General features: G+C 48.5%; 29 protein-coding genes. 18 read left to right on the top strand and 11 right to left on the bottom strand.

The annotated features are described in order from the left end of the window. Positions 1–76: 76 nt before the first annotated feature. The gene (locus U6B65_11810) at positions 77–415 is read left to right on the top strand and encodes a DUF3852 domain-containing protein (GenBank protein ID WRS27008.1); all 339 of its coding nucleotides are present in this window, start codon (positions 77–79) and stop codon (positions 413–415) included. A 7-nt stretch (positions 416–422) separates the two neighbouring features. Here U6B65_11810 and U6B65_11805 read toward each other — a convergent pair whose 3' ends face one another. Continuing rightward, on the bottom strand, positions 423–593 hold the full coding sequence (locus tag U6B65_11805) for a hypothetical protein (GenBank protein WRS27007.1): 171 nt from the start codon (positions 591–593) through the stop codon (positions 423–425). A 145-nt stretch (positions 594–738) separates the two neighbouring features. Between U6B65_11805 and U6B65_11800 the strand changes: the two genes are divergently transcribed. From U6B65_11800 to U6B65_11785, 4 genes are read left to right on the top strand one after another with little or no spacing between them, the layout of a single operon-like run. After that, on the top strand, positions 739–1,641 hold the full coding sequence (locus U6B65_11800) for a conjugal transfer protein TrbL family protein (GenBank protein ID WRS27006.1): 903 nt from the start codon (positions 739–741) through the stop codon (positions 1,639–1,641). After that, entirely contained in the window at positions 1,638–2,204 is a 567-nt protein-coding gene (locus U6B65_11795) for a DUF4406 domain-containing protein (GenBank protein WRS27005.1), read from the top strand. Before U6B65_11800 ends, U6B65_11795 begins: the two co-directional genes overlap by 4 nt. Positions 2,205–2,215: 11 nt before the next feature. Then, complete coding sequence (locus tag U6B65_11790; protein WRS27004.1) at positions 2,216–2,485, top strand: hypothetical protein; 270 nt, start codon at positions 2,216–2,218, stop codon at positions 2,483–2,485. Further along, complete coding sequence (locus U6B65_11785) at positions 2,478–3,068, top strand: hypothetical protein (GenBank protein WRS27003.1); 591 nt, start codon at positions 2,478–2,480, stop codon at positions 3,066–3,068. The genes U6B65_11790 and U6B65_11785 overlap by 8 nt, the downstream gene beginning before the upstream one ends. A gap of 67 nt (positions 3,069–3,135) precedes the next feature. Here U6B65_11785 and U6B65_11780 read toward each other — a convergent pair whose 3' ends face one another. From U6B65_11780 to U6B65_11760, 5 genes are read right to left on the bottom strand one after another with little or no spacing between them, the layout of a single operon-like run. Further along, positions 3,136–3,555, bottom strand: coding sequence for an arsenate reductase ArsC (locus tag U6B65_11780; GenBank protein WRS27002.1), 420 nt, complete (start codon positions 3,553–3,555; stop codon positions 3,136–3,138). Between the two features lie 10 nt (positions 3,556–3,565). Continuing rightward, a complete protein-coding gene (arsA, locus tag U6B65_11775) occupies positions 3,566–5,299 on the bottom strand; it encodes an arsenical pump-driving ATPase (protein WRS27001.1) in 1,734 nt (577 codons plus the stop codon). 20 nt (positions 5,300–5,319) lie between these two features. After that, complete coding sequence (arsD, locus tag U6B65_11770; GenBank protein WRS27000.1) at positions 5,320–5,694, bottom strand: arsenite efflux transporter metallochaperone ArsD; 375 nt, start codon at positions 5,692–5,694, stop codon at positions 5,320–5,322. Positions 5,695–5,750: 56 nt separating this feature from the next. Beyond that, the gene (gene arsB / locus U6B65_11765; protein ID WRS26999.1) at positions 5,751–6,812 is read right to left on the bottom strand and encodes an ACR3 family arsenite efflux transporter; all 1,062 of its coding nucleotides are present in this window, start codon (positions 6,810–6,812) and stop codon (positions 5,751–5,753) included. Further along, complete coding sequence (locus tag U6B65_11760; GenBank protein WRS26998.1) at positions 6,805–7,140, bottom strand: metalloregulator ArsR/SmtB family transcription factor; 336 nt, start codon at positions 7,138–7,140, stop codon at positions 6,805–6,807. The genes arsB and U6B65_11760 overlap by 8 nt, the downstream gene beginning before the upstream one ends. Positions 7,141–7,335: 195 nt before the next feature. Here U6B65_11760 and U6B65_11755 point away from each other — a divergent pair, with 195 nt between their 5' ends. Genes U6B65_11755 through U6B65_11745 form a run of 3 tightly spaced genes read left to right on the top strand, consistent with a single transcriptional unit; the run spans position 7,336 to position 10,747 of the window. Further along, positions 7,336–9,165: a DUF87 domain-containing protein gene (locus U6B65_11755; GenBank protein WRS26997.1), complete on the top strand. Its 1,830-nt coding sequence runs from the start codon at positions 7,336–7,338 to the stop codon at positions 9,163–9,165. Positions 9,166–9,183: 18 nt separating this feature from the next. Continuing rightward, positions 9,184–10,218, top strand: a complete 1,035-nt coding sequence (locus tag U6B65_11750) for an amidoligase family protein (GenBank protein ID WRS26996.1) — start codon at positions 9,184–9,186, stop codon at positions 10,216–10,218. A gap of 25 nt (positions 10,219–10,243) precedes the next feature. Next, entirely contained in the window at positions 10,244–10,747 is a 504-nt protein-coding gene (locus tag U6B65_11745) for a gamma-glutamylcyclotransferase family protein (GenBank protein WRS26995.1), read from the top strand. A gap of 2 nt (positions 10,748–10,749) precedes the next feature. On the opposite strand, the gene U6B65_11740 is transcribed toward U6B65_11745, so the two are convergent. Genes U6B65_11740 through U6B65_11730 form a run of 3 tightly spaced genes read right to left on the bottom strand, consistent with a single transcriptional unit; the run spans position 10,750 to position 12,145 of the window. Continuing rightward, positions 10,750–11,304 carry a flavodoxin domain-containing protein gene (locus U6B65_11740; GenBank protein ID WRS26994.1) on the bottom strand — a complete coding sequence of 185 codons (555 nt, stop codon included), beginning with the start codon at positions 11,302–11,304 and terminating at the stop codon, positions 10,750–10,752. Continuing rightward, positions 11,301–11,693: an FMN-binding protein gene (locus tag U6B65_11735; protein ID WRS26993.1), complete on the bottom strand. Its 393-nt coding sequence runs from the start codon at positions 11,691–11,693 to the stop codon at positions 11,301–11,303. The genes U6B65_11740 and U6B65_11735 overlap by 4 nt, the downstream gene beginning before the upstream one ends. Next, positions 11,690–12,145, bottom strand: coding sequence for a MarR family transcriptional regulator (locus U6B65_11730; protein ID WRS26992.1), 456 nt, complete (start codon positions 12,143–12,145; stop codon positions 11,690–11,692). The genes U6B65_11735 and U6B65_11730 overlap by 4 nt, the downstream gene beginning before the upstream one ends. 92 nt (positions 12,146–12,237) lie before the next feature. Between U6B65_11730 and U6B65_11725 the strand changes: the two genes are divergently transcribed. The 8 genes from U6B65_11725 (at position 12,238) to U6B65_11690 (ending at position 21,152) form a co-directional block, all read left to right on the top strand. Next, a complete protein-coding gene (locus U6B65_11725) occupies positions 12,238–13,335 on the top strand; it encodes a M23 family metallopeptidase (protein WRS26991.1) in 1,098 nt (365 codons plus the stop codon). Between the two features lie 15 nt (positions 13,336–13,350). Next, positions 13,351–14,274 carry a DUF6329 domain-containing protein gene (locus U6B65_11720; GenBank protein WRS26990.1) on the top strand — a complete coding sequence of 308 codons (924 nt, stop codon included), beginning with the start codon at positions 13,351–13,353 and terminating at the stop codon, positions 14,272–14,274. 19 nt (positions 14,275–14,293) lie between these two features. Further along, entirely contained in the window at positions 14,294–14,542 is a 249-nt protein-coding gene (locus U6B65_11715) for a DUF6103 family protein (GenBank protein ID WRS26989.1), read from the top strand. A gap of 394 nt (positions 14,543–14,936) precedes the next feature. Further along, complete coding sequence (locus tag U6B65_11710) at positions 14,937–15,350, top strand: hypothetical protein (protein ID WRS26988.1); 414 nt, start codon at positions 14,937–14,939, stop codon at positions 15,348–15,350. Positions 15,351–15,436: 86 nt separating this feature from the next. After that, positions 15,437–15,724 carry a hypothetical protein gene (locus tag U6B65_11705; GenBank protein ID WRS26987.1) on the top strand — a complete coding sequence of 96 codons (288 nt, stop codon included), beginning with the start codon at positions 15,437–15,439 and terminating at the stop codon, positions 15,722–15,724. A 143-nt stretch (positions 15,725–15,867) separates the two neighbouring features. Continuing rightward, entirely contained in the window at positions 15,868–17,307 is a 1,440-nt protein-coding gene (gene dgt / locus U6B65_11700; protein WRS26986.1) for a dNTP triphosphohydrolase, read from the top strand. A 99-nt stretch (positions 17,308–17,406) separates the two neighbouring features. After that, the gene (gene mobP3, locus U6B65_11695) at positions 17,407–20,205 is read left to right on the top strand and encodes a MobP3 family relaxase (GenBank protein ID WRS26985.1); all 2,799 of its coding nucleotides are present in this window, start codon (positions 17,407–17,409) and stop codon (positions 20,203–20,205) included. A 14-nt stretch (positions 20,206–20,219) separates the two neighbouring features. Then, on the top strand, positions 20,220–21,152 hold the full coding sequence (locus U6B65_11690) for a DUF3991 and toprim domain-containing protein (GenBank protein WRS26984.1): 933 nt from the start codon (positions 20,220–20,222) through the stop codon (positions 21,150–21,152). A 27-nt stretch (positions 21,153–21,179) separates the two neighbouring features. On the opposite strand, the gene U6B65_11685 is transcribed toward U6B65_11690, so the two are convergent. After that, the gene (locus tag U6B65_11685) at positions 21,180–21,740 is read right to left on the bottom strand and encodes a YdeI/OmpD-associated family protein (GenBank protein ID WRS26983.1); all 561 of its coding nucleotides are present in this window, start codon (positions 21,738–21,740) and stop codon (positions 21,180–21,182) included. Between the two features lie 97 nt (positions 21,741–21,837). Here U6B65_11685 and U6B65_11680 point away from each other — a divergent pair, with 97 nt between their 5' ends. Beyond that, positions 21,838–23,640 (top strand): type IV secretory system conjugative DNA transfer family protein, encoded by a 1,803-nt coding sequence (locus U6B65_11680; GenBank protein ID WRS26982.1) that lies wholly within the window; start codon positions 21,838–21,840, stop codon positions 23,638–23,640. A 14-nt stretch (positions 23,641–23,654) separates the two neighbouring features. Next, the gene (locus U6B65_11675) at positions 23,655–23,909 is read left to right on the top strand and encodes a helix-turn-helix domain-containing protein (protein ID WRS26981.1); all 255 of its coding nucleotides are present in this window, start codon (positions 23,655–23,657) and stop codon (positions 23,907–23,909) included. Positions 23,910–24,086: 177 nt separating this feature from the next. Here the strand turns inward: U6B65_11675 and U6B65_11670 are convergent, their stop codons facing one another. Then, positions 24,087–24,410 (bottom strand): helix-turn-helix transcriptional regulator, encoded by a 324-nt coding sequence (locus U6B65_11670; GenBank protein WRS26980.1) that lies wholly within the window; start codon positions 24,408–24,410, stop codon positions 24,087–24,089. Positions 24,411–24,476: the final 66 nt, after the last annotated feature.

Below are 24,476 nucleotides of genomic sequence, written 5' to 3'. Positions count from 1 at the left end.
AGAAAAAACAAGACCGCAGCCAATCGAAAGCTGCGGTCTTGCTTTTTTCAACCCTATGATGAAAGGTGGAAAATCAATGAAATCGAAACGAATTGCAATGCTCCTGTGCGTAAGCTTACTGCTGTGCCTGATGTTCAGTACAACGGTCTATGCAGCAGGAACCGGGGATGTAGCCGGAGCCATTGAGGGAACGTGGACAACGGCCTCCCAGCAGATCAAAACCGTGGTCAATAAGGTGGTGTTTCCCGCCATCGACCTGATTCTTGCCGTGTTCTTCTTTGCCAAGTTAGGCACATGTTATTTTGAATATCGCAAACATGGCCAGATGGAATGGGCGGCTCCGGCAATCCTGTTTGCCTGCTTGGTGTTCACGCTAACAGCTCCCTTATACATCTGGCAGGTGCTGGGGATGTAGCGGAGGGTTATTCCTCTGGCTTATCCGCCAGACGCAGCGGGGTCTCATCTGCATTCATATATGTTTCCTCGCACTCCTGCTGGGCAGTGCGCATGATACAAGCAGCCTGAGAAATGAGCTTCTCGGCATCGGTTGCTGCGTTAAACATTTTATAGTAGAGCTTTTTGTAATCTGCCACACAAGTACCTCCTTTAACATTATTTCGGCGGCCTCCGTTGTGTGGTATTAAAGCTCTGAAAGGACTAATTGTCAAGTCATAAATCAGGGAAAAAAAGCTGGCCGGTGTGGGAGAAAGCGGCAGTTATGAAAGAGGTGAAATTTAAATGTTCATATGGGATTTTGTCGCCGACACTGTCCTCGGTCAGATTGTGGATTGGATCTACGGTCAAATCGTGGGCTTCCTCGGCGACTTTTTTATGCAGATGGGAAACATGGGCGCTGACCTGTTCGAAATGAGCTGGGTGCAGTCCATTGTGCTGTTCTTTTCCTATCTGGCGTGGGCGCTTTACGGTGTCGGTCTTGTGGTAGCTGCCTTTGAATGCGGAATTGAATCACAGTCCGGCAGAGGCAGCATCAAGGATACCGCCCTCAATGCCATCAAAGGCTTTATGGCCGTGGGGCTGTTCACCACGGTACCGGTGGAGCTGTATAAGCTGTCGGTGTCTCTGCAGGGCAGTTTCACTGCCGGGATTACCGGACTCGGAACCGACTTCGGCACAGTAGCCCAAGGCATCATCGCATCGTTACAGGATGCGGGGAATCTGGAGCAGGCCATGACCAGCAGTGTGTTCGGCGGTCTGAAAGCCATCACCAGCCCGATTATGATGATTTTTATACTGATACTGATGGGCTATGCGGTCATTAAAGTGTTCTTCGCCAACCTGAAGCGAGGCGGTATTCTCCTCATCCAGATTGCCGTGGGGAGCCTATATATGTTCAGTGTTCCCCGTGGGTACATTGACGGCTTTGTTTCATGGTGCAAACAGGTCATCGGGCTGTGCCTAACGGCATTCTTACAGGCAACGGTGCTGATTGCCGGACTCATGGTGGTCAAAGACCATGCCCTGCTGGGGCTTGGCTTGATGCTGGCAGCAGGAGAAATTCCCCGCATTGCCGGACAGTTCGGACTGGACACCAGTACGAAAGCCAACCTCATGAGTACCGTGTATGCGGCGCAGACTGCGGTAAATATGACCAAAACAGTAGTACAGGCGGTGGCGAAATGAATGAGAATAAGCTGGTCTATATTGCCTCACCCTATGCCGGTGACATACAAAAGAATGTGGAATTTGCAAAAGCGGCCTGCCGCTATGCAATGGAACAGGATTGTACTCCGGTAGCTGTCCATCTTTTGTACCCGCAGTTTCTGGACGACCATGATCCCGTCCAGAGAGAAGTCGGTCTTCGCATGGGGTATCGTGTACTGGAGGCCTGCGATGAGCTGTGGCTTTGCGGCAGCCGAATTTCCACCGGCATGGCGATGGAGCTTAAGGAAGCACAAAAGCTGGGTATCCCTGTCCGGGAGATATCCGCAGAACAAATCCAAGGAGGTTTTGCGATGGAAAAGAAATATGGTGTGTGGGCGATGCGCAGCGCCGGTTCGGTGTGCGGAGCCGCCCAAAGCTGGTGCAAGCATGGCGGTAAGCCGATGGAGTTTGAGTCGATGGAACAGGCTGAACGCTATGCCAAGCAGCTGAACGAGTCCTGTTATTCCCCCAATGTGCATTATGCCGCAAAAGAAATGGAACGGTCGCTGAATCAAAGCTCCGGTTTTTCCATGCGGATGTAAGGAGGCGGCCTATGTATATTTACCCCGATCACTTAAGAGCAAAAGCAACCCTATGGCTGTGGCAGCTGCAGGACATCGGCATCATCGGCGTGGCGCTGCTTCTCTCTGTGCTTGCGGTTTCCCAGCTGGGCTTTGTGCCGCCCATCGTGCTGACCGCCGTCTATGCCTTTTTAACCATCCGCTTTGAGGACACAAGCATTTTGGATTTTCTTCGGTATGCCTGTGCCTTTTTTATTGCCAAGCAGCAGTTCTATGAATGGAGGTACACGCCAAGTGAGTAAAAAAGCAAAACAGGAGGCAAAACAGCGAGCCTCCACCCGGCAGCTTATCGGCACCAAAGAAATCACCGAATACAGCCTGCAGACCTATGGGCATGGAGAACTGGTGTATTTCATTATCAAGCCCAGCAATATATCGGTGCTGTCCGAGGCCAGCATCAGCACCCGCATTTATGCTTTGATGACTGTTCTCAAAGGAATCGCCGAAATCGAGATTTTGTGCTTAAACAGCCGGGAAAACTTCGAGGACAACAAGCGGTTTCTCCGCATCCGCATGGAGCAGGAGCAGAATCCTGTGGTGCGAAAGCTCCTCGAAAAAGACCTGTCCTTCCTTGACCGGATACAGGTGCAGATGGCCACCGCAAGGGAGTTTTTAATCCTGATCCGCCTGCGGAAAGAAAAGGAAAAAGAGGTGTTTCCGTACCTGTCCCGCATTGAGAAATCCTTGAAAGAACAGGGCTTTTCCGTAAAGCGAGCGGACAAGGAGGATATCAAGCGTATCCTTGCCGTTTATTTTGAGCAGAACGTCACGACTGAAAAGTTCGAGGATTTCGATGGTGAGCGGTGGGTTATCTTGAATGAGTAAAAAAACGTACAGGATAGCTTATCTATGTAGCTATCCTGTACGCAGTAAAATGTTTTTCTGTTATTCCTTAAAGGGAACCTGTTTCGATTCTTGTTTTAAGCGTTTTTATACGCTGGTCAATGTCGTGTATAACGGCAATGAACTCATCATTACTTTTTCCGGTCGGATCGTCAAGCCCCCAATCCTCCCGGTGCTTGCAGGGTAAAAAAGGACACTGAACATTACAGCCCATTGTGATAACAATATCCACTGGAGGGATTTCCGAAAGCAGCTTGGAACGCTGTGTTTTTTCCATGTCAATACCATAGAGCCGCTTCATTAACCGAACAGCGTCCTGATTAATTTGCGGCTTTGTTTCTGTTCCGGCAGAATAGCTTTCAAACACATCGGCGGCGAGGTGCTTGCCAAGGGCTTCTGCAATTTGACTGCGGCAAGAGTTGTGAACACAAATAAATGCTACTTTGGGTTTGTTTACTTCCTTATTCATAAAAGTCCTCCTATAGCTCTCGCAGCTTATCGCCCTTAATATCATCTGCACTCCAAGCAATTAAAGCAAAATTGCTTTTTGTGTGTTCTGCTATCCTGTTGATCCACGGAATTTCATTACTGGCTTTTGCAGCTAACAGGGCGTTTGTTGTTTTTGTATGATAAAGAGAAGAATTCACAATCCACCACTTTGCAGAGATATTGGCTCGCTTCAAATCCTCTTCCAGCCGCAGTGCCTCATAAACCGGAGTGGCCTCCGGTAAGGTTACAATAATGACCTCTGTTTCAGCACTTCGCAAACGTGGCAGCAGCTTTTTCACGGAATCCGGGATATTGCCCTGTGTCCTCTGAACCTCTTTGTGATAGCTCAAAGTAGAATCCAAAAGCAAAAGTGTATGTCCTGTGGGGGCGGTATCAATGACAACAATTTCATTTTCGGCACGCTCCACTACTTCCGCAAAGGCTCGGAATACGGCTATTTCCTGTGTGCAGGGAGAACGTAAATCTTCCTCAATATAGGCAATATCTTCTTCCGACATGGTTTCCCTTGCCTTTGATAATACTTCCTCCTGATATCGTGCCAGCTCCGCATGCTCGTCAATATGGCTCATGGTAATGCCGCTGTTTTCATCGAGAACAAATTTTAAGTGTGCTGCCGGGTCGGTGGTGGTTAGATGCACCTTTTCGCCTTTTTCGGAAAGCCCTAAAGCGATAGCGGCGGCAAGTGTGGTTTTGCCAACACCTCCCTTGCCCATTGTGAAAATGACTTTTTTACCGCTATGATATAAGTCATCAATTACATCCTTTAGCTGAGGAATGCTCTTTGCTTTGATGGTTTCATCACGGATGACATAGCTGTCCTTTGTTAGCAGTGACCTGACATTCTCTATGCCGGTAATATTATAAGCCCGTAAGGGAATCATGTAGGCTTGGATTTCCTCTAACGATTTTGGTATATTCACAAGGGCTTTTTGCTGTTTATCGTAAAGGCTCTGTGAGATGGTATCATCATAATCTGCCAATACGCCATTGATTACCATAGACTGATTGCGTACACCAAGCTCCGCCAATTCGTGAGAAGCCCTCTCTATTTCCTTGAGTGGAGCTGTTTCAGGTCGGGTTACAAGGATTAAGGTTGTTTGTAAGCCGTCTGCCAGTGTTTCCATCGCCATTTTATACATTTCCTTTTTGCTTTCAAGCCCGGATAATTGCCCTAAGCAAGAAGCCCCATGCGTACTTTCGCTGATGAAATTACTCCATGCAGAGGGAAGCTGGAGCATTCTAAGGGTATGCCCTGTCGGTGCGGTGTCAAACAGAATATGGTCGTATTTTTGCACTAAGTCTTTATTGGTAATGAAGTTAGAAAATTCATTGAAAGCGGCGATTTCCACCGTACAGGAACCGGAAAGTTGCTCTTCCATATTGGCGAGGACTGATTCCGGCAGCTTACCACGATAGGGAGCAATTACGCTTTCCCTGTATTCTGCCGCCGCCTGTATGGGGTCAAGGTTTGCCACATCCAGATTGTGTACTTCTGCAATAGGGATTACTCTCCCTGAAAGCGGGGTATTAAACACATCCTGCAAATTGGATGCCGGGTCTGTGCTGACAAGAAGAACCCTTTTGCCGCTGTCCGCAAGATTTACCGCTGTCGCACACGCAACAGATGTTTTCCCGACACCGCCTTTGCCTGTGTAAAACAGGTATTTTGTTAAGGTGATTTTGTGTGGGTCAAAAAATTGCATTGAGGAATCTCCTTTCCTGCTTAGCAGCAATTCCCGCCAGAGCAGCCACAACCGCCTTGCTTCATGGATTTTGTTTCGGTCAAATAGCTTGCGGGAACCTCCAGCAGAGAAACAAGCTCCTCGTTGGTCGGATAGCGGCCAGTCATCACAATATTTTCATCGATCACAACAGCAGGCAGCTCCTCAACACCCTTTTCATTGATAAAGTCGTTGATCATTTTGTTATTGACAAAGGCCATTGGCGCACTGCTTAGATTAAAGCGGTCAACTGCCACTCCATTCTTTTTCAGTGCATTCAAAACCGTAGAAATGCGAAGCAGTTCCGGGTCAACACTCACACCGCAAAGGCCGGTGTCACAGCACATGGCTGGTTCAAATATTTGCATTTTTTTCATAGGATAACACTCCTTAATAATTTATTTTTTAGTATCAAGCCGTAAAACCCAATAATTTAATGTACGGTATTAGGGTTGGTAAACCAGTGTTTCGTTTTATTCACAAACCTCACAAGTAAGAGCATGACCGGCACTTCTGTCAGAACGCCAACGGTACAGACCAGCACCACCGGGGAAGTCGGCCCGAAAAGTGCAATCGCAACAGCTACCGATAGTTCAAAAAAATCCGAGGCACCAATGAGTGCGGCAGGAGCTGCAACATTATGGGGTTGTTTTGTCACTTTGCACATCCAATAGGCAAAGGCGGCAGTGAGGACGTTTTGCAGTATCAGCGGGACAGCAATTAAAAGAACATGCAGGGGATTTTCCAGTATGGCATCTCCTTGGAAAGAAAAGATGATCACCAATGTCAGGAGAAGCCCAACGGTTGTCACATTATCAAACTTAGGAATAAACCTTTGTGTAAAATATTCTTCGCCTTTGTTCTTTACCATGAAATATCGGGTAAGAAAACCACCCACAAGTGGAACAACAACAAACAAAACAATGGAAAGAATCAGCGTATCCCACGGCACAAAGATATTTGTTACACCCAGCAGAAAGGATACGATGGGAACAAACGCAACGAGGATAATCAGGTCGTTGACGGCTACCTGCACTAAGGTATGGGCAGGATCGCCTTTGGTCAGATTGCTCCAAACAAACACCATTGCGGTACAGGGGGCTGCACCCAGCAAGACGGCTCCGGCGACATAGCTTTGCGCGAGTTCAGTTGGTATGAGCGCCTTGAAAACAACGTAAAAAAAGAAGGAGGCAAGGCCAAACATTAAAAACGGCTTAATCAGCCAGCTGGTTCCGCTGGATATCAGAAGCCCCTGCGGATTCTTACGGACGTTTTTGATAGACTGAAAATCCACTTTCATCATCATGGGGTAAATCATCACCCAAATGAGAACGGCAATGGGAATGGATATTTGCGCATACTCAAAGCGGCTTAAGAATTCAGGAATACCCGACAAAAACTTACCGATTAAAATTCCCGCCGCCATACAGATAAGTACCCAAATTGTCAGGTATTTTTCAAAGAAGCCGATACCGGTATTCTTCTCCTTACTCATTGCCATCACATCCTTTGCAGCAGCCTGTATCTTCTTTACAGATACAGTTTTCCTTGTCAGAGGTGATGGAGCAGAAAAACTGCTTTGTTTTGCTGATAGCTTCCTCGTCCAAAGAATAATACGTCCATTTGCCCTCGTTACGGCCTTTGACAAGGCCACATTCACACAGGAGCTTCATGTGATGGGAAAGAGTCGATTGGGACATTTCAAATTTCTCTAAAATCATGCAGGCGCAAAGCTCTCCGCAAGAGAGCATATCAACAATCATAGCTCTTTTGGGGTCACCCAGCGCCTTAAACACTTTGGTATTTTCTAAGTAGTTTTCCATATTAACACCTCACATCTATATTCTTCGATATGACTATTATATGCGCCAAATCGAAAAGCGTCAATATGAAATTTTGTGTAAAATTGAAGATATCAGCAATATCAGTATTTATAATCACTATATTTTCTCAAGCCGTCACGCAATGTGGCGGCTTTTGCTATACCCAAAATCAAAAACAGAAAGGAAAAAACGCCGATGGCAAGAAAAAGAAAAAACCAATCACCGCCACAGGAAGATGCCAGAATCCAAGAGTTTCTGGATATGATCGCCCCTTCGGTAATTAAATTCAACACCGATCACTTCATCTGCGGCAACACCTACCGCTGTGTGTGGGCGCTGCGGGAGTACCCCACCGCCACCGAGGAACAGGCCATCCTCCGGCACTTGGGAGAAAAGGATAGCGTGACCCTGCGCATCTATACCCGCCATGTCACGCCGGTGGAGGAAAAGAAAATCATCAGCAACGCCGCCAACAAAAACCGACTGAGCAAATCCAATACCAATGATTTGCAGCAGACGGTCATGGCCGAAAGCAATCTGCAGGATGTGGCGACCATTGTGGCACAGGCACACCGGAACCGGGAACCCTTCATCCACTCGGCTGTGTACATTGAGCTTTCGGCGCATGATCTGGATCAACTGAAGCTGTTGCAGACGGAAGTCATGACCGAGCTCATCCGCTCCAAGCTCAACGTGGACAGACTGATGCTACGTCAGCAGCAAGGCTTCCAGTGCGTGATGCCCAGCGGCTTTAATGTGTTTCGTGACCAGTTCGAGCGTGTTCTCCCGGCAAGCTCTGTGGCGAACCTCTATCCCTTCAACTATTCGGGCAAAACAGACGGCAATGGCTTTTATGTGGGGCGGGATAAGTTCGGCAGTAATGTGCTGGTGGATTTTAATAAGCGAGCCGATGACAAGACCAACGCCAACATTCTCATTCTCGGCAACAGCGGTCAGGGCAAGTCGTATTTGCTCAAGCTCATCCTGTGCAATTTGAGAGAATCCGGCATGAATGTGTGCGCCCTCGATCCAGAAATGGAGTACGAGGATCTGACCAACAACCTTGGCGGCTGCTTCATCGACCTTATGTCCGGGGAATTCATCATCAATGTGCTGGAGCCGAAAACATGGGATGAAAACGGCAGCCCGGAGGATAAGGATGCACCGCAGACCTTCCGCATCAGCAGCAAGCTCAGTCAGCATATTTCCTTTCTCAAGGATTTTTTCAGGACATACAAGGACTTTTCCGATCGGGAGATCGACACTATCGAAATCATGCTGCAGAAGCTGTATGACAAGTTCGGCATCAGCGACAGCACCAAGTTCGACCGCCTGACCGCCAAGGACTATCCCATTTTGTCAGACCTGTATGGTCTGATTGAGGAAGAATACAAGGCCTTTGATGAAAGTAGCCGCCAGCTCTATACCGCAGAGCTTTTGCAGAATATCCTGTTGGGGCTGCACTCTATCTGCAAGGGTGCGGAGTCGAAGTTCTTTGATGGACACACCAACATCACCGATTCCAGCTTTGTGACCTTTGGTGTGAAAGGACTGCTGCAGGCCAGCAAGAGTCTGAAAAATGCCCTACTGTTCAACATTTTATCCTACATGAGCAACGAGCTTCTGACCAACGGCAACACTGCCGCCAGCATTGATGAATTCTATCTGTTCCTGACCAACCTCACCGCCGTGGAATATGTCCGCAACTTCTCCAAACGTGTGCGGAAAAAGGATTCGGCGGTGATTATCGCCTCGCAGAATCTGGAGGACTTTAATATTGAGGGTATTCGGGAGTACACCAAGCCCCTGTTCAGCATCCCGACCCATCAGTTCCTGTTTAACGCCGGGAATATTGATGCGAAGTTTTATATCGACACCCTCCAGCTGGAGCAGAGCGAGTACAACCTGATCCGTTACCCGCAGCGTGGCGTGTGCCTCTACAAATGCGGAAACGAGCGTTACAACCTGATGGTCAATGCCCCGGAGCATAAGGCAAAGCTGTTTGGAAAGGCGGGTGGCCGTTAATGGGAGGTGAAAGAAAAAATGGACATGAAAGCCCAGCGCTTCGGCATTGAGGTTGAACTGACGGGCGTTACCCGCAAGGCTGCCGCTGATATTGCCGCCGCCTATTTCGGCACAACAGCTGTGTATGACGGCAGCTACTACGACACCTACGCCGCTATCGATGCCCAAGGCCGCAAGTGGAAATTCATGAGTGATGCCAGTATTACTCCGGAGAGAAAAAATGGTAGACAGACCGTAGCGGCCTCAGCAGAATACAAAACCGAGATGGTCAGCCCCATCTGCCGCTGGGAGGACATAGAGGAAGTACAGGAGCTGGTACGCAAGCTCCGGGAAGCTGGTGCCATCTCCAACAGTTCCTGCGGCATCCATGTTCATGTGGATGCTTCTCCCTTTGATGCCAATACCCTGCGGAACATCACCAATATCATGGCCGCCAAGGAGGATTTGATCTACAAGGCGCTGCAGGTGTCGGTGGCCAGACAGCACCGCTGGTGCAAGCCGGTGGACAATCGGTTTCTGGAGGAACTCAACCGCAGAAAGCCTCGGACACTGGATCAGGTCGGTCGGATCTGGTACAACGGCGAGAGCCGCAGCAATATCCACTACGATGACAGCCGGTACCATTGTTTGAATCTTCACTCTGTGTTCCAGAAAGGAACGGTGGAGTTCCGTTTGTTCAACGGAACCACTCACGCCGGAAAGATCAAGGCCTACATTCAGCTGTGCATGGCCATATCCGCACAGGCGCTCAATCAACGCTGTGCCAGCCGCACCAAGACACAGACCACCAATGAAAAGTACACCTTTCGCACTTGGCTGCTACGCTTGGGGCTGATTGGGGATGAATTTAAGACCGCCCGTGAGCATCTGCTGAAGAATTTGGACGGCTGCATTGCTTGGCGTGATCCCGCACAGGCAGAAAAGCAAAAGGAACGGATGCGGCAGAAAAAAGAAAAAGAACTGGAACAGGCACGGCAGGAAACCCCGCCGACCGCTCCAGAAGCAACCGAAGCCGAGGCAGAAGATGCCCCGGCTTTTACTATGCATATGTAAATTTGTGTGAATGTTAGGAGGAAATATGACAAAGAACCGCTTATACATTGCCTACGGCAGCAATCTTCATCTGCCGCAGATGGCATTCCGCTGCCCCACCGCCAAGGTGGTGGGAGCCAGCGAGGTCAAAGGATATGAGCTGCTGTTTCGTGGCGGCAGCCGTGGTGCCGTTGCTACCATTGAGCCGCTGGAGGGCAGCTCCGTGCCTGTGCTTCTATGGAAGATCAGGCCGCAGGATGAGCTTTCCCTCGACCGTTATGAGGGCTATCCGAATTTTTACCGCAAGGAAATGCTGGAGGTAGAGCTGAACGGTAAGCTGGTAAATGCGATGGTCTATATCATGAATGACGGCAGGGAGTTCGGCGCACCCTCCGATTTTTATCTCCACACCATCGCCGAGGGCTATGAAACCGCAGGATTTGATACGGATTTTTTGGATCAGGCGGTGGAGAAATCCATCAGGCTGGCGCAGGAGCAGCAGACTGCAGAAAATGCGCAGTTCAGCCTTTGGGAACAGAAATGGTGGTGAAATTATTGCGATTTTGCACCCGCTCTGATGTCTGTTACCAGAGGGACAATGGCCGCTCGATCCGTGAAATCAATATCCTGCCCATAGGTTTCCAGCATCATTTTATCCTCTGCGCGGAGTTCACTTTCCGGTTTCTTTCGCAGCATTTTCACCATCATACTCATCATCGTGCGGTGAACAAAGCTCATGTTAGAATAGCGCATCCCACCCCGAAGATGGTATATGTGTAACTTTTCCCGCATGGCAGGAGGCAACTTTTGCTCTAAGGCACTTCGAATGTTTTTTAGGTTCTCCGGGTCGGTTACATCAGCCGCTCCTACAGTAAACAGGTAGAGAGCCTTGTCTTTAATAAGCTCAAAGTTTTTTGTCAGCAGGGCGATGCCGTTCACACCACCGGCATAGAGTCCGCCGCCATAGACGATGGTTTGATATTTTTGCAAATCAGCTGGTTTTACTTGTTCGGCTTGAAGCAAATCAGCGTCCAAGTCCTTCGCAAGCCACTTGGCATAGATCTCGGTGGAACCATAGTGAGATTTATAGATGACTGCTGTATTCATTTCGTTTTCCATCCTTCCGATAAAGCGTTTTCAACGGCTTTCAATATTGTTTTTGAGCTTATGGTTGCCCCGGATATCGCATCAACCTCTACGCTTTGCCGTTGTATGACCATGTCGGTAATAATCTCTGCGGTGCTGCCCAAGCCATTATCATGCTCCAGAAGTCGCACCTCTACAATGGCATGGTTTTTTACGAGTACCTCCACACGCACCTTTACAAGACCATTGTCACAACTGCCCGAATAAGTACCATCCGCAATTTGTGCTAGATCAAATGACGCATCCGATGCCGTTACTGGCTTCGGTAAATTTAAAAACACAAGGGCTGTAAGTCCCAGCACAATGACGGCGACAATGGATATTATCGATTTTCTCTTCTTTTGTGTCATTCCATCTCCTCCTGCATTTTGCAGAGATTATCAATAAGTTTTATCACCACATCGGCGGATACTGCGCACTCTTCCTCGCTGATACCGGAAAACAGTTCGGTGAAAAAAGGGACGGCCTCCTGTGCAACCTGCCGTAGTACCTGTGCGCCTGACTCCGTCAGCACAACACTTTGACTGCGATGGTCTTCCGCATTGTTCTGCAACGCCACATAGCCCTGCCGCTGCAGCACCTCCAGCATCTTGCTGACATTCTGCCGTGAGGTGTCGGTTTCCTTCGCCAGCATAGTGATGGTGGGAGGTGGATCGGCGGGCAAATCGCTTAAATTACGCAGCAAAAACCACTGCTTTGTAGAAAGTCCGTGCGTCTTTTTATCAGCCACCAGCTGCAATTTATTCGCTAATACAAAAGCGCCGCCAAACAGGACATATTGTTTATTCTCTGGTATTTTCATTTTGATACTCCCTCATCTAAAAAGCGCAACCTATTGCATTTTATTATACGCAATAGGTTGCGCTTTGTCAATAGAAAGGATGTGATGCTTCTATGGCAGACCCGGCAACCATCACTCTTGCGGTGAAAGCGGCAATCGCTGCAGCCACCGACAAACGGACATGGAAAGCGGCAGGTGTGGTCATCGCCGCCATTCTCACCCCATTTATTTTAATCATCGTTATGATCATGAGCCTGCTGTCCGGTACCGCAGACCACAACAATTCCGCTGTGGATTTGAGCTTTCACGGCGGCAGCATTTCCTCGCAGGTGCCAGCGGAGTACCGGCAGTACATCGAGGATATGCGGGACAGCTTCTCTGATCTGGATGAAGCTGTGTCTGCGATTACTCTCATGATCGAAAGCGGTAGCATCGACAGCACCCGCATGAAATCCATTTTTTATTCTCTGTATTTCGGCGCTGAAAATCTGCGGATGAATGCATCCGATTACCGAGCCTTTGCGGATTGCTTCGTCCGGTATGAGGAACGCACCCGCATCGTCACCAATGAGAACGGCAATGAAACGGAAGAAACCTATACGGTAGCTGTTCCCATTACCGATCTGAATGAGATATATGCAAATCTTGAAAGCTCCCTCTCCAGAATAATTACAGAGGAAAACAAAGTAAATGCCGCTCAGATTTACAGCCGTGTGCTTTATGGACACGGTCTGCCGAGAGATGGAAGCATCGGAGAGGATGAATGGTCTGGTGATGTATTTGACGGTGAGATTTACACTGGCGGCGGTGATTTTGCCAGCCCCCTTGGAGCAAACTGGCGCAGCATGGTCACCTCAGAATTCGGTTGGAGGTCGAATCCGTTCGGCGGCGGTGGCGGCGAGGGTCATTCCGGCCTCGACATGGGCGCACCAAAAGGAACACCGATACATGCCGCCCGCACCGGTGTGGTCAGCTATGTAAAAGACTCTGGCAGCAGCGGCTATGGTTACCATGTGGTTATTGATCATGGAGATGGCATGGTCACTTTATACGGTCACTGCTCCAAGGTATATGTTCGTTCCGGGCAAACAGTGCAGCAGGGCGATGTGATCGCAGCCGTGGGCAGCACCGGGCGAAGCACCGGAAACCACCTCCATCTGGAGGTGCGCATCGGCGGTAAGAAAGTGAATCCAAGACAGTTTTTGCCGTAAAGGAGGCGGCGTAATATGAAAGCAATCTTTGAAAGAAAGCCCTCGGATTTCGATCTGCGGAGCTTTGAGGTATCAAAAACCATTCGGCTTCCCGCTGAAGTTTTTGAAGCTATGCTGCAAAAACCTATGAGGGATTATAACTTTATTCAGGAAAATATGGAGCAGATGCACTGTGACAGCAAAGGTGTGTATCACTGCCTGCTGCTTACCGGCGAGGGCAGAAATGACGGACTGCTGGTGGAATCAGAGAGCTATGGCTACTGCCGGTATGCCTCCTATGTCCCCAACATTTCCGCTCTTACCTCTCCGGCATTGCAGCACCTCAACGAGCTGATGACAGCCACAGCGGACTACATCGTGACCACCGGAACGCAGAATACGACCGAGGGCAACTGGATCATTAGCTTTGATGAGCTGGCACAGCAAACCGGCTTTGAGCATGATTTTAACAGTACGGATACCTTGCTGGATATGCTCCATGAGCGTAAAGAAGTGGCAAATGTTGAGCTGGGCGACAGCGGCATCGACGTGTGCTATTACCTCGATTTCTGTCCGCAGTATGGAGGTCACCCGGAGGAAGCGGAGCAGCTGCCGGAAGCATCCTCTCAGGTCAGCAGACTGAAAGATTTGCTTCATCTACATTGGGAGGATATCCATCTGCTGCACAAGGATGTGGAGGTACAGCCTGCCACCATCGTGGAGCTGGATGAGAATACCCTGACCGATGACGGGAAAGCGGCTTGGGCTGATGTTTTGGATGCTGAGGTGGTCAAGATTTACAACGGCTACTACGGTTTGCAGATGGAGCTGGACAAGGTAAAGCCCTCCCGCTTGGAGGAATTCTCGTCCATGCTTGCCGGGTACTGTCCGGTATCAGATTATGAAAAATGGGTCACGCAAGAGGGCGATACCCCCTTACAGTCACCCCAAATGAAATAATAAAATGGAGGAAAGTATCATGAAAAAAGCAACAATTACCATCAGCTTTGACAGCGAAAAGCTGGATGCCCTGACCTACCACATGAGCAAAAAGGATACGGATTTGCAGACGGAGCTGGAGGATACCATCCAGAAGCTCTATGAAAAGCACGTTCCACAGGCCACCCGTGAGTACATTGACGATAAGCTCTCCCGTGAGGCCGCTGCAAAACCCAAAAGACCGGTTCGCCCTGCTGCGACTGGTGGCTCTGACAATAGGCTGGCGTAGGCAGAAACGCAGTCCGGGCGTGTGAGCGGCGGTGTTGCCCTGTGTGACCTTTTGGCAGGCGTGGTGGCATCCTGATACCCATTAACATCGTATCGCCCACGTTGCGCCCGTGTGGAGAGAATGTGAGAAAGCCCCGGATGCGGCGATAAATCCTCAGAATGAGGGCATTTCGGTAGGGTCGAAAGTGGTGCAGGTTAAAGGGTTTATGCTGCTTTGGCAGCATAAATCCGAAAAACACCGACCGGCAAAGCCGTTCGGGGATTCCGAAGTGACATAACTTTCTGCCCGAAGTCCTGATTTGTTATGCTGGTTTCAGAAAAAGGCAAGGAAAACCGGGCTTTTCCGGGGCTTACACTGCATACCGGGGCAGAATTCACAGAGAAAAGGAGGCACTATGGCAAAGGAATCGAAAAAAGTCCGCACCGGCTTTTATATCGAAAAGGAAGTGCTGGATCGGTGCGATAAGCTGCTGGAGCAGGCTAATGTGAAATCTCGAAACGAGTTTGTCACTGAGGCGCTGAAGTTTTACTGCGGGTATCTCACCTCGCAGAAAATCGAAAACTATCTGCTGCAGAGCTTCTCCTCTGTCCTCGTCAGCACCATCCGGGATACGGAAAACCGTCTGGCCAGAATGGATTTCAAAATCGCCACAGAGCTTTCCAAGCTCTCTCATGTGGTGGCGTATACCCATGCGGTTGACGAGCAGGCACTCCAAAGCTTACACTTAAAATGTGTGGAGGAAGTCAAACGGATCAACGGTGCAGTTGATTTCGAGGACGCATATAACTATCAAAAGCGGCGAACCTAAAATGGTAAGATAAATTTGTTTCTTTTGGATATGGACTATAGAAATACATTCGTTTATGGTGTGTTGCGAAAGGAGATGAAAATGCGATGGACAAAAGTGAAATCTTTGAAATGACAATCCGTGAGCTGACAGAAGCCGCAATTGAAAAGCGTAAGGATACTCTGGATGACAGTGAGCTGCAGCTCTATTCTGAGGTAAAGGTTCTCAGCTCGCAGGCTCGTGAAATTGTAAAATCACTGCCGGAGGATCAGCAGAAAATTCTCACCGATTACTTTGAGAAAACTAATTTGATTGCCGATCACGAATGTCAGCACCTCTATGTGCAGGGCGCAAAGGACTGCGTGGAGCTGTTTAAAAAGCTCGGTGCGCTGTAAGAACATAGGTGGACGGCCTCTGCGGGAGCGGAGGTTGTTTTACATAATTTACACATTCATGGTGAATTTTGTTTAAGAAAGTGGTATAATATCCTAAACGTAAAATATTTATTACATTAAAAGAGTGAACATGGAGGCAGTATATGAATTTTGAATTTTTAAATAAGAAGCTTTTTGCTGCCCCTACAGAGTTGGCGCAACGTTCTTCAGATAAAGATAATGTGGCGCAGAAATATCGTACTATGTTTATGCGTGACAGAGATAGAGTGTTATATTCAAGGGCTTTTAGGCGACTGTCGGGCAAAACGCAAATATATTTATCCGGTTCTGATGATCATCAGCGAACTCGTTTAACTCATACACTAGAGGTTTCTCAAATTGCTGCAACTATTTCGCAAGCATTAGGATTGGATCGAGATCTCACAGAAGCTATCGCATTGGGACATGATATTGGACACACTCCGTTTGGACATGCAGGTGAGCAAGTCCTCCATGAAATAATGGTACCAAATAAAAGTCAATTAGTTAATGATACACCGTATAATGATGAGGATGCGGAGTGTGTAGGTTTCTTAGGGTTTAAGCATAATTTTCAAAGCGTACGAATTTCTGTTGCACTTGAAAATATTTATGGTGACTACGGATTGGATTTAACCAATTACACTTTATGGGGGCTACAGAGACATTCGTCATATGAATACAAGAAAAATCGAATATCTGTAAAACACTTAAAACCCGATGCATATGAACAGTATCAAAAATGCTATGCTATAAAAGGATACGAGGGAAAGGTAGCGTGGTCTTTTGAGGCATTTGTAGTGGCCGAAGCAGATGAAATTGCTCAATTGCACCATGATTTAGAAGATGCCATACGTGGGAATGCTATGTCACGTAAAGAGGTATGTAAAACCGTAAAGGATAATATTTTTTCAATTATGGATTCCAATGACCGAGAGCTCTTTTTGAGAATGAAAAATGCTATCATGGATGATGAAAGCTTTGTAGTTTCTTTATCACGGGTTGTTGTTAACACTCTTGTTAATCGCATTATAGAAAAAAGCTTAATGAATCTATTAAAAATTCAAGAAAAATATCAGTTAAACAAAGATAACATCAATGATTTTTTTATTGCACATTCCCCGACAGAACCAGAAATATCAAAGGCTATTTCCTACGATTCTTATGGAGAAGAATCAAAAATTTTTACTTTGCTAAGGAAATACTCACAAACTATAGGTACCAAAGTTCATAATTCTCTTGTTGTCCAACGAATGAATACAAAAGGGCAGTATATCATCAGAAAACTTTTCCAAGCTTATTATACCAATCCACAGCAACTGCCCAATCATTCCATTATTCAATACTTAATTGATGTAGACAAATATAAATCAAAAGAGTCGGCGATTAGAGCAATTACATCAAATGGAGAAGGAGCAGTCCGTACAAAATTTGAGAGTTTTAGAAAATCACCTGCTTTCAAGGACAAGATTAGTAAATTAAAACTAATGCGTGTGATTTGCGATCATATTGCTGGAATGACAGATAGCTATGCAATTGATGAATTTAAAAGGCTATACAACTAGTCTTTGATATATCAATTATAGAAATATAAATGTAAAGAGGAAGCTGCTTTGGTGTAGTTTCCTCTTTTCTTTTGTCCGAAACACAGAAAGGAGGCCGCCATGCCTAAAATTATCTTCACCTCGCAATATATGCGGGATGTCCCGCCAGCCCAGCTTGAAAACTATGTGAAGTACATCGGAACCCGTGAGGGTGTGGAAAAGATTGACGTGAGCAAGCTGTTGCTACCGGCTACGGTCAAACAGCAGCAGCTCATCAATCAGCTCATCCGTGACATTCCTTCTGCCAAGGATATGCTGGAGTATGCCGATTACTGCGAAAGCCCCGCCATCGGCAACGCTACTGAATTTATCTCCCTTGCCTTGGAACAGAACCTGAACCTCATTGGCAAGCGTGAAAATTATGTGGATTATATCGCAGGCCGTCCCCGTGTGGAGCGGATTGGTGAGCATGGTCTGTTCACCGATGCAGGCGTTCCGGTGGTGCTGGCTCAGGTGCAGGAGGATGTGTGCAAGCACAAGGGTGCTGTCTGGACTCATGTCATCAGCCTGCGCCGGGAGGATGCCGCAAGGCTCGGATACGACAGCGGAAAGCAGTGGCAGGATTTGCTCCGCAGCAAAAAAGCAATGCTCTGCAAGCATATGAAAATCGACAGCGAGAATCTGTGCTGGTACGCTGCCTTTCACAATGAAAGCCATCATCCCCATGTGCATCTCATGGTTTACTCTGCCAAAGACAATGACGGATTCCTTACCGAGCCTGCCATTGAAGCCATGCGCTCGGAGCTGGCGCATGATATTTTCCGTCAGGACTTCGCTCACATTTATGAGCATCAAAACGAAGCCCGCAGCCAGCTTAAGCAGGGTGCTGCCGAGGTGATGGCAGAGCTGCTTTCACAGGTGCAGGATCGTGTCTGTAAAAACAAAGCTATTGAAGCAGATCTGCTACTGTTGGCTCGGCGGCTTCAAAATACCGGCGGCAAAAAGGTCTATGGTTACCTCAAGGCAGATGTGAAAGCCATCATCGACCGCATTGTGGATGAGCTTGCCAAGGAGGAACGGATTGATAAGCTGTACCGGGCATGGAACGACTGGCAGAATGAAATCCTCAAGACTTACATGAATAAGCTGCCGCCCCTTCCTCCGCTCTCTCAGCAGAAACAATTTAAAAGTATCAAAAATATGGTGATCGCCGACGCGTTAAAGCTGGGTGGTCACCATGTTTCATTTGAGGATGAAGATGCACCGGAACCGGAGCTGCCGGAGCCTACGTATGGTGAGCAGGAGGAAACCTTCATGGAGCCTGCCGATATCGTCTTTCGTGCCGAGTGGAGCAAGCAATACAAACTGGCGAGAAAATATCTCTACGGCAGCGAGGATGTGCCGCAGGACTTTGACAAGGCATACAGCTTGTTCCTGCTGGAAGCAGAATCCGGCAATGCCCTTGCTATGCACGACCTCGGCAGAATGTTCGCCGATGGCTTGGGTCGTGAAATTGATTTACAGGCCGCACACGAATGGTATGAAAAAGCGCTGTCCGCCTTTTTATCCGCAGATACAGAAAAGCCCAAGCCCTATTTGGAATACCGAATTGGAAAAATGTATGCCGCCGGTCTCGGAACTGATCAGGACTATGGGCAGGCAGCTTCATGGTTTCAGGAGGCGGTGGAAAAAAATCACAAGTACGCCCAATACTCCCTCGGCTGTTTGTATTACCGTGGTCAGGGTGTTCCGCAGGATTATGCACAAGCGCTCTGGCTCTATACGCTGTCTGCCGATCAGGGAAACCCCTATGCGGATTATGAGCTTGCCAAAATGTATCGTGATGGTGTTGGCGCACCGGTGGATGCCCCTACTTCCAATGAGCATTTCAAGGCTGCCTTTATCGGATTTTATCGTCTGGAAAAGGACAGTCATGATGACAAGCTGCAATATCGCCTCGGTCAGATGCTCTATACAGGAACCGGTGCGGATAAGGATGTGCAGGCTGCGGTTTCCTATCTGGAGAAATCGGCACAGCTTGGAAATGTGAATGCCCAATATTTGCTGGGCAAGGTGTGTCTGGAAACCAGTATAGGAAACCCTGCGCAGGCGGTGGCTTGGATGACCAAAGCAGCGGATGCTGGAAACGCCGGAGCGCAGTATGCTCTCGGTAAGCTGTACCGGGATGGCAATCATGTGGAGAAAGACATTCAAAAGGCCGTGGCCATGTTCACTGCCGCCGCAGAACAGAAAAACGAGTACGCCGCCTATCAGCTTGGCAAACTCTATCTCGCCGGTATGGATATCCCGAAGAATGTTACGGAAGCGGTCAAGTGGTTCACTCTCTCCTCTAACCTTGGCAATACTTACGCCCAATATGCCTTGGCGAAACTGTATCTTACCGGTGATGGCGTTCCCAAGAATGTCGGTGCGGCAATCCGACTGTTCACCTTATCAGCAGAGAAGAAAAATGAGTTTGCGGCTTACCAGCTCGGTAAGCTCTATCTCCAAGGGGAAGATGTCCCAAGGAATGTGGAAACCGCTATCCGATGGCTGACAGATTCTGCCGAACAGGGAAATCAGTTTGCTCAGTATGCTCTTGGTAAGCTGTATTTTTATGACGATGAGGTTCCCCGTGACAAGGAAAAGAGTCTTTACTGGCTGGGGATGTCTGCGGCGCAGGGCAATATTTACGCACAGTACCTGATTGACAACATAGGCAGTTATCGCAATCCCTCGGTGTTGTTGGCTACCACCCGGCTCATGCACCGGCTGGAAAATCTGTTCCGGGAGGATTATCGCAGAACCGCAGGAATCGCTGCCGGTCAAATCGACCGCAAGCGCAGACGGAAGCTACAGGAGAAAAAGCAGGCGCAGGGTCACAAGCGGGATGACCATGCGCCACAAATTCATCTATGATGGGAGGTTTTAGTGTGTCAGGCTATATTTATTTTACAGACGAACAAAAGGAACGAGCCAACTCCGTGGACTTGGTGGATTTCCTCCAGCGGCAGGGAGAGAAGCTCCTGCCCTCCGGCAGAGATAAGCGGCTGGCAAAAGATCACAGCATTACGGTGCGGGGCAACCGCTGGTACGATCACGCTTCTGAGGAGGGCAGCTATGCCATCGACCTTGTGAAACGGCTCTACAATCTGTCTTTCCCGGAGGCGGTCAGCCTGCTGCTGGGCGGTGAGCAGGGCGTGGAATACCGGCAGCACAGTAAAAGCAGCGAACCGGAGCAGCGAAAGCCTTTTGTTTTGCCGCCAGCTCATACGGATATGCGCCGGGTGTTTGCCTACCTCATCAAGCAGCGTTGTATCAGCCGGGAGGTACTGTCCGAGTTTGCCAGAGAAAAGCTGCTGTTTGAGGATGCCGAATACCACAATGTTGTATTTGTGGGCTTTGATGAAAAAGGCATTGTACGTCATGCCCATAAGAAAAGCACAGCAACCGGCAGCAGCTTCCGCATCAATGTGGAGGGCAGCCATCCGGCTTACAGCTTTCATTACATCTCGAAAAATCCTTATCCCCATAACCTGTTTGTATTTGAAGCGCCCATCGATCTGCTGTCGTACATCAGCCTACATCCGCAGAACTGGAAAAACGCCAGCTATGTGGCGCTAAACGGTGTGTCGGAGCAACCTGTGCTGAAGCTGTTGGAGCTGTATCCGCAGCTTCAAAGAGTAACACTCTGTCTTGATAATGATGAAGCCGGACATAAGGCAGCCAGCCGCATTCATAAAACTTTAAAGGAGCAGGGATTTGAAGATGTGGTGTACGGTGTTTCGGCACACAAGGATTGGAATGAGGATCTGAAAGCATCATGCTCGCAGAAGCATATAATATCAGCTATGGTGATGCGATGAAAGCAGAACTACTGTTATTAAAACCTATTACATGGGTTTTAGATTTTTATTGAGGCGCTCAATCATCCATGACAAGCGGCTATCCCGTCCGGCATCTGTTTTTGCATCAAAATATGCCCGTGTATAAGTCTTTTTTACAGATGGGGACATAGCCTGAAAATTCGTATAGGCCGGTTCATGTTCTTTTAGCAAATCAGATAAAGCTGCTATCTGTTCATCTGAAATCACTGGAGATTTAGGAGCATTCCACTGACCATTTTTCTTGGCCTCCGCTATTTTCTCTCTGCCATAATCGGTCATTACCCCTTGCTCCTCAAGTTTCATAGCTAACGCCTTATTCTTATCCGACCATTTACTATTTGCCATACGACACGCAAAATATTTTTTGTATTTTGTGCTGTCAAGGCTTTGCATTTGTCCGTCGATCCAGCCGTAGCACAAGGCTTCTTCCAATGCCTCAGTAGCAGTAAGCGTGGTTGGCCCGCCCTTTTTGCCGAAAAGCAACCATACACCTTCACTGCTTGTTCCGTTTTTGTGTAACCATTCACGAAACGCTGCCCTGTTGGAAAAAACTAAAATCTCGCTCATATATCCACCCCCATTAAGTCATCTTACTCGTCGAAAACGAACTATTTTGATTTTATTATACCATCAAATTCTCACGAACAGAAGAAAGGAATTTATCATGCCATCCCAAGTATATATTCTCATAGCAGTAGCCGCCGTGATGTTCTTCGTCATCGGCGGCCTTTCTCTTTTGGCACATTACTACACTCTTAGCGGCATCAAATCCAAAACGGTCGGTGACGGTCAGCACGGTACCGCCCGCTTCGCCACAGAAAACGAAATCAAACGGACATACACCCATGTACCCTATGAGCCGGAGAAATGGCGACGTGGGCAGAATCTGCCCGCCCTGCAGGGGCTTGTGGTGGGCTGTAAGCAAAAGGCCGGTGCTACCATCGCCCTTATTGATGAGGGTGACATTCACTGCCTCATGATCGGTGCTGCCGGTGTAGGCAAAACCGCAAACTTTCTTTATCCCAACATCGAATACGCCTGTGCCTCCGGCATGAGCTGGCTCTGCACCGATACCAAGGGCGACCTGTTCCGAAACTACGCAGGCATCGCAAAGGAATACTACGGATACAAAATATCGGTGCTGGATCTGCGCAACCCCACCCGCTCGGACGGCGATAACATCCTGCAGCTGGTGAACCGTTACATGGATGCCTATATGGAAAATCCGGAGAACCTCTCCATGAAAGCCAAGGCCGAGAAGTATGCCAAGATTACTGCCAAGACCATCATTTCCAGCAGCGGCGAGGACTCGGCAAGCTACGGTCAAAATGCCTTCTTCTACGATGCTGCTGAGGGCTTACTTACCTCGGTGATTTTGCTGATTGCGGAATACTGCCCTCCGGAAAAGCGGCACATCATATCGGTGTTCAAAATGATACAGGACTTGCTGGCTCCCTCGCCGGTGAAAAATAAAAGCCAGTTTCAATTGTTGATGGATAAGCTGCCCTCCGACCACAAGGCAAAGTGGTTTGCGGGAGCCGCCCTCAATACCGCCGACCAAGCGATGGCGTCTGTGCTGTCCACAGCGATGTCACGCCTCAATGCCTTTCTGGATTCGGAAATGGAGCAGATTCTGTGTTTTGACAGCTCGCTGGATACGGAAACCTTTTGCAAGGAGAAGTGTGCAATCTTCATCGTGCTGCCGGAGGAAGATAACACGAAATATTTTATGGTGTCTTTATTCCTCCAGCAGCTCTATCGGGAGATGCTCACAGTCGCTGATGAATACGGCGGCAAGCTCCCCAACCGGGTTATGATCTTTGCCGATGAGATCGGAACCATCCCGAAAATCCAGTCAATGGAGATGATGTTCTCCGCAGGCCGTTCCCGCCGCATCAGCATGGTACCCATCATCCAGTCCTTTGCACAGCTTGAGAAAAACTACGGCAAGGAGGGTTCCGCCATCATCATCGATAACTGTCAGGATATTTTATTTGGTGGCTTTGCGCCCAACTCGGAAAGCGCCGATATTCTCTCAAGAGCGCTGGGAAACAAGACTGTCATGTCTGGCTCCATCAGCAGAGGAAAGAATGATCCCAGCCAGAGCCTGCAGATGATCCAAAGGCCTCTGATGACACCCGATGAGCTGAAAACCCTGCCCAAGGGCAATTTTATTTTGGCCAAGACCGGCTGCTGTCCCATGCGCACCAAGCTGCCGCTGTTCCTCAAATGGGGCATCCGGTTCGGAAAAACCTTTGAGGTGGAAGAACGTGCCGCCCGAAAGGTTCACTATGCCGACCGCTTTGAACTGGAGCAGGAAATCCTCCAGCGGGGCTGTGCCTATGACGAGGAGGACTTTGCCGAAATGCCGGAGCCTCCCTACGATGACCCAAGCGGAGGTACGCTGCACACACTGGTACCGGAGCATGATCCGGAGCCTCCTGCTATGCCTCTGCGCACGGATTAAGGAGGTGTTCGTGATTGAGTTATTTATCCTCTATCTATGCTGCGGATGTTCCGCACCGTGCCGTAGTGGTGTACCGTTATTTGAAAGACCGGGCAAACAAAGACGGAACCTGTTACCCTTCCATCGGTACCATTGCAAAGGACTTGAAGCTCTCCCGCCGCACAGTGCAGAGAGCCATCGCTGACCTTGAAAAGACAGGCCATCTTCAAAAGGAACAGCGCTGGCGGGAAAATGGCGGCAAGAGCAGTTTATTGTTTACGGTGAAATGAAAAACACATACCCTGCCGCCAAGGGAACAGTGCGTCCTGTCGGCGGCATATGGTATGTGTCATCATGGCCTATGCAGTGAACCTGTCACTCTAAGGATTTCTTAAACACAGAGAAAAGACAATCTATCTCTTTGACATGAAGAAAATCCATCCTCGAAGATAGAAGATGGATTCTGCTTATCTGGCATCCAATAATGCTTTGACGGTTGCGGCAGCTATTTTGATTTCCTTTTCACCGCACAGCTGGATCATGTGCAAAAGCTGTTCTTTTTCTCTGTCTGTATGTTGAATTTCAGGATAAAAGATCGTATCGGCTGATATTTTCAAGGTGCGAATAATCTTGAGCAGCACCGGCATTCTTGGATGTTTGTTTTCATTCTCGATGGCCATTATGTACCTTGTCGTGACCCCGGCCTGTTCCGCAAGCGCATCCTGTGTCATGCCTGCTGCAATTCGGGCATCCTTTATGGTCTGGCCAAATGAGTTCAGTAATTCCTCCACTGTTAGTTCACCTCCCATCCCAATTTTACAGTATGGGCATAGGATTGAGAACGAACCACTAATGAC

It is taken from the genome of Oscillospiraceae bacterium MB08-C2-2 (genome assembly GCA_035621215.1).
In the GTDB taxonomy this organism is placed as follows: Bacteria; Bacillota; Clostridia; order Oscillospirales; family Ruminococcaceae; genus WRAV01.
This window is presented reverse-complemented; position numbering and strand designations above follow the sequence as displayed.